At 69.9% G+C, this 4133-nt stretch carries 5 protein-coding genes and 1 pseudogene; 3 read left to right on the top strand and 3 right to left on the bottom strand.

The window, feature by feature from the left end; all coding sequences use genetic code 11:
- A pseudogene (locus tag B4M60_RS08265) lies at positions 1 to 301 on the bottom strand (DEAD/DEAH box helicase); the annotation flags it as partial.
- A 342-nt stretch (positions 302 to 643) separates the two neighbouring features.
- On the opposite strand from B4M60_RS08265, the gene B4M60_RS08260 reads away from it, so the two are divergent.
- Positions 644 to 937 (top strand): type II toxin-antitoxin system ParD family antitoxin, encoded by a 294-nt coding sequence (locus B4M60_RS08260; RefSeq protein WP_349679618.1) that lies wholly within the window; start codon positions 644 to 646, stop codon positions 935 to 937.
- A 322-nt stretch (positions 938 to 1259) separates the two neighbouring features.
- On the opposite strand, the gene B4M60_RS08255 is transcribed toward B4M60_RS08260, so the two are convergent.
- Together B4M60_RS08255 and B4M60_RS08250 are read right to left on the bottom strand one after the other, a co-directional pair.
- Positions 1260 to 1514, bottom strand: a complete 255-nt coding sequence (locus tag B4M60_RS08255) for a hypothetical protein (RefSeq protein WP_291082122.1) — start codon at positions 1512 to 1514, stop codon at positions 1260 to 1262.
- Positions 1496 to 1756 carry a ribbon-helix-helix protein, CopG family gene (locus tag B4M60_RS08250; RefSeq protein WP_291082120.1) on the bottom strand — a complete coding sequence of 87 codons (261 nt, stop codon included), beginning with the start codon at positions 1754 to 1756 and terminating at the stop codon, positions 1496 to 1498. Before B4M60_RS08250 ends, B4M60_RS08255 begins: the two co-directional genes overlap by 19 nt.
- 219 nt (positions 1757 to 1975) lie before the next feature.
- On the opposite strand from B4M60_RS08250, the gene eno reads away from it, so the two are divergent.
- A complete protein-coding gene (gene eno, locus B4M60_RS08245) occupies positions 1976 to 3253 on the top strand; it encodes a phosphopyruvate hydratase (RefSeq protein ID WP_291082118.1) in 1278 nt (425 codons plus the stop codon).
- A 47-nt stretch (positions 3254 to 3300) separates the two neighbouring features.
- Positions 3301 to 4089, top strand: a complete 789-nt coding sequence (locus B4M60_RS08240; protein ID WP_291082116.1) for an FtsB family cell division protein — start codon at positions 3301 to 3303, stop codon at positions 4087 to 4089.
- Positions 4090 to 4133: the final 44 nt, after the last annotated feature.

Genomic DNA, 4133 nt, shown 5'->3' with positions numbered 1-4133 from the left:
CGCTGCCGTTGAGCTCGTCCTCCAGCAGGCGCAGGTAGGAGTACGGCTTGCTGGCGTAGGGCTCCAGCGGGCTCGGCAGGGAGGTGCCGACGTAGGCGTGCGCGGTGAGCGACTTGTAGTAGGTCACCCCGGCCGGGGTTCCGCCGTCCAGTCCGCCCCACGGGAGCTCCAGGAGCCACACCCGCTGGCCGGGCGGGATCGTCGGGGCCGCCTGCGCCGCGCTCGGCCTCCTGGCCGACTTCGCCCGTGTGGAACTCGTCTTCCGCTTCCTGGTTGTCGAGCGCGGTGACCGAGCAGCCATCAGATCGCCGCCCCGGCGCGGGCGGTGACGAGGGCGGGTGCGTCCACGGTGTTCTCCTGGGTGGTTCTCCGGGGTGGTCCATGCGGGGGGTCGGGCTCACTCTAGGGGCGGGGTACGACATCGCCAGGATCGGCCGGCGCCGAGACGGCAAGGGCGAGGTGGGTGGCCGGGGCGGGCGCGCCTGTGTGGGGAGGGGACGGGACACGAGAGTGATGACGACGACGAGACCGACCCGTCGCGGCCGGAATTCCGGCCTCGTGTCGGTGCGCTACGCGCTGACCTCCCCAGTGCTCGGAGCCGCTCGCAGGAAGCGCAGGATTGGCATATCCTGCAACAGGGGTGATGAGTATGCCAACACGGAATGTTGTCCTGGGCCAGCACCAACACGAGTTGGTCGAGCAACTGGTGGCATCCGGGCGCTACCAGAATGCGAGCGAGGTCGTGCGTGAAGGGCTTCGGCTGCTGGAGCGGCGAGATGCCGAGGACGCGGCCAGGCTCGCTGCTCTCCGCGCAGCTGCCGATCAGGGGTGGGCCGACGTGGCTGTGGGCCGCTACGTGGACGTTGACGACGCGGATCTAAGCGACGTCATCGCGGACATCGGTGCACGAGCCAGACAACCCACCCCGCCAGTCTAGGAACTGGTGCTGGCGGTGGACGCAGCCTCTGAGTGGGCGTCAAGACTGCTTGACCACCTGTGGCTAAGGGTTCCCGTACCGGTAGTGCCGGTGCTCAGCGGGGCACCAGAGGGGCTAACTCAGGTCAGTCCGGCGATCGTTCGGACGACACGACGAAGCCGAGAGACTTGAGCTGGGCTGCGACCGTCGCGGCGCCACCGGAGAACGTGCTCGCAAGAAGTGCAGTCCGGCCTTCAAGAAAGCCGTGAGCAGCGCTATCGCTTTCGAGGTCCCTGGCGTCGATGCGGAATGGTTCTTCGACCATCCAGATCGGATATCGGTGTCATTCGAGCAGTTCAAGATAGGTCCGGCGCGCCTTCATCGCGTGGATGACCTCAATCTGGCCGTTGTCGTAGAACAGCACGACAAGCTCGAGAACCCTGGTTTGCCTATCGAATCCCAAGACGAGTACCCGTTGCGGGTGTTCGTCGTCCAGGGGGCCGGAGAGGGTAGCGGTGTCGAAGGCCGCCCGTATGTCGTCGTCGGTGATGCCGTGTGTCCGGGCGGAACTTCGGATGATCACGAAGCGGCGGCCCACTCGGCCAGAGCCTGGCGGATCGCCTCGGACCTGTTGAGGTGGTCTCGGTCGGCGCGAGCCATGACCGCCGCAAGCTCGGCGGCGGTAAGGCGGACCGGGACAACCTGTGCGGCCTCGCTTGACCTCGCGGGTCGCCCCATCCGCTTCTTCAGCCAGGCAGGGTCGTAGCCCTTCTCGGCTTCGGCAACCCACTCGTCAAGTTGTTCTTCTGGGACCGGCCGGCCCTGAATCTTCCGCTCCATGACCGCTATCGTATTACGAATCTGTACGAGTGGGGAGGGCCGATCCCCGGGGGAGTCTCACCACGTCCGAGTCGAGGCGCAGCGCACCCGAAGGGTTGTAGTCACCGCACGCCTCGACCCACCCCGCTCGACTACGTGGAACAATGACCAGCGGTACTGCGCCCACGGGAGCGGCGCCGACCCCCTGACACGAACCACGAACTTCCCCAAGGAGCACAGATGGCGCTTATCGAGCAGGTCGGAGCCCGGGAGATCCTCGATTCGCGAGGCAACCCCACCGTCGAGGTGGAGGTGCTCCTGGACGACGGATCGTTCGCCCGCGCCGCGGTGCCCTCGGGCGCCTCGACCGGCGCCCACGAGGCCGTGGAGCTGCGGGACGGCGACGAGCGCTACCTGGGCAAGGGCGTGAGCAAGGCCGTCGAGGCCGTGCTGGACGTGCTGGCCCCCGCCGTGATCGGCATCCCCGCCGAGGAGCAGCGCCTGGTGGACGAGGCCCTCCTCGACGCCGACGGCACGGACAACAAGAGCCGGGTGGGCGCCAACGCCATCCTCGGCGTCTCGCTGGCCGTGGCCCGCGCGGCCGCCGACTCGGCCGGGCTCGAGCTCTACCGCTTTGTCGGCGGCGCCAACGCGCACGTCCTGCCGGTGCCCATGATGAACATCCTCAACGGTGGCGCCCACGCGGACTCGGGCGTCGACGTCCAGGAGTTCATGATCGCCCCGATCGGCGCGCCCACCTTCCGCGAGGCCCTGCGCATGGGCGCCGAGGTCTACCACCATCTCAAGGCCGTACTCAAGGACAAGGGCCTGTCCACGGGCCTGGGCGACGAGGGCGGCTTCGCCCCGTCCGTCGACTCCACCAAGGCCGCGCTCGACCTGATCGCGGAGGCCATCACCAAGGCCGGCTACGAGCTGGGCACCGACGTGGCGCTCGCGCTGGACGTCGCGGCGACCGAGTTCTACTCCGGCGGCAAGTACCACTTCGAGGGCAAGCAGCTCTCCGCCGCCGAGATGGCCGACGTCTACGCCGACCTGGTGGCCAGCTACTCCCTGGTCTCGATCGAGGACCCGCTCGACGAGGACGACTGGGAGGGCTGGAAGACCCTGACCGACATGATCGGCGACAAGGTCCAGCTGGTGGGCGACGACCTCTTTGTGACCAACCCGCAGCGCCTGGCCGACGGCATAGACAAGGGCGTGGCCAACTCGCTGCTGGTCAAGGTCAACCAGATCGGCACCCTCACCGAGACCCTGGACGCCGTGGATCTGGCGCACCGCAACCGGTACACCACCATGATGTCGCACCGCTCGGGCGAGACCGAGGACACGACCATCGCCGACCTCGCGGTGGCGTGCAACTGCGGCCAGATCAAGACCGGCGCCCCGGCCCGCTCGGAGCGCGTGGCCAAGTACAACCAGCTGCTGCGCATCGAGGAGATGCTCGGCGACGCCGCCCGCTACGCCGGCGCCGGCGCGTTCCCGCGCTTCACCCCCTGAGCCGCCGGGCGCAGGGGATGGCCAGCAGGTAGTCGAGAGGAGGGCTCATGGCTCGCCCACCGCGCCCCTCGGATCGCCGGGGCGACGGCCGCGATCGCGCGTCGTCCCGGCGGCCGGGGGAGGCCTCCGGGCCCATCCGCCGGGCCCCGCAGCGGGGAAGCTCCCGCGGCGAGCCCTCCTCCGACCCCGCCCGCCGGCAGACCCCCCAGCGGCGCACGCCCAGCCGGGAGCGGGATCGGCCCGTCCCCGCCGCCGCCCGCTCCGGCAGGGTCGGCACCACCGCGCATCCGGAGGCCCACCGCCTCACCACGCGCACCGACCTGTCGGACACCCTGCTGGGCCCGCGGAACTACACGCCCCGGCGGATCGGTCTCCTCGCCGTCGTCGCGATCATCCTGCTCGTCACCGTGTCCTTCCCGCTGCGCAACCACTACCAGTTCCTCTCGGACGAGAAGGCCGTGGCGCAGGAGCGGGCCGCGCTCGAGCGCACGATCGACGAGCTCGAGGCCGAGGAGAAGCTGCTCGCCGACCCCGCCTACATCGAGCAGCAGGCGCGGATCCGCTTTGGCGCGGTCAAGCCGGGCGAGACCCCGTACCGCGTGAGCACGGTGGATCCGGTGGAGCGGGCGGTGGCCGAGCAGCGGGCGGCGGAGCTGGCGGCGCTGCCGTGGCAGACGCGGGTGTGGGACTCCATCTCGGTGCCCCCCGATCCCGTCTTCCCGGAGAATTCGCAACTGCTCGGGGGCGCGGGCCTCCCCGGCGGCCCCGACACCCCGGCCGTCCCCGGCAATCCCGAGGACGCGCCACCCCCACAACCCCAGGAGCCCCCAGCGTGAGCGCCGACCAGAGCGTGTCCCAGGCCGACCTCGATGCCATCCAG

Origin of the sequence: Dietzia sp. UBA5065, from assembly GCA_002415925.1 — a bacterium.
Classification (GTDB): domain Bacteria; phylum Actinomycetota; class Actinomycetes; order Mycobacteriales; family Mycobacteriaceae; genus Dietzia.
Note: the sequence above shows the minus strand (reverse complement) of the source record. Positions and strands in the feature narration are given on the sequence as shown.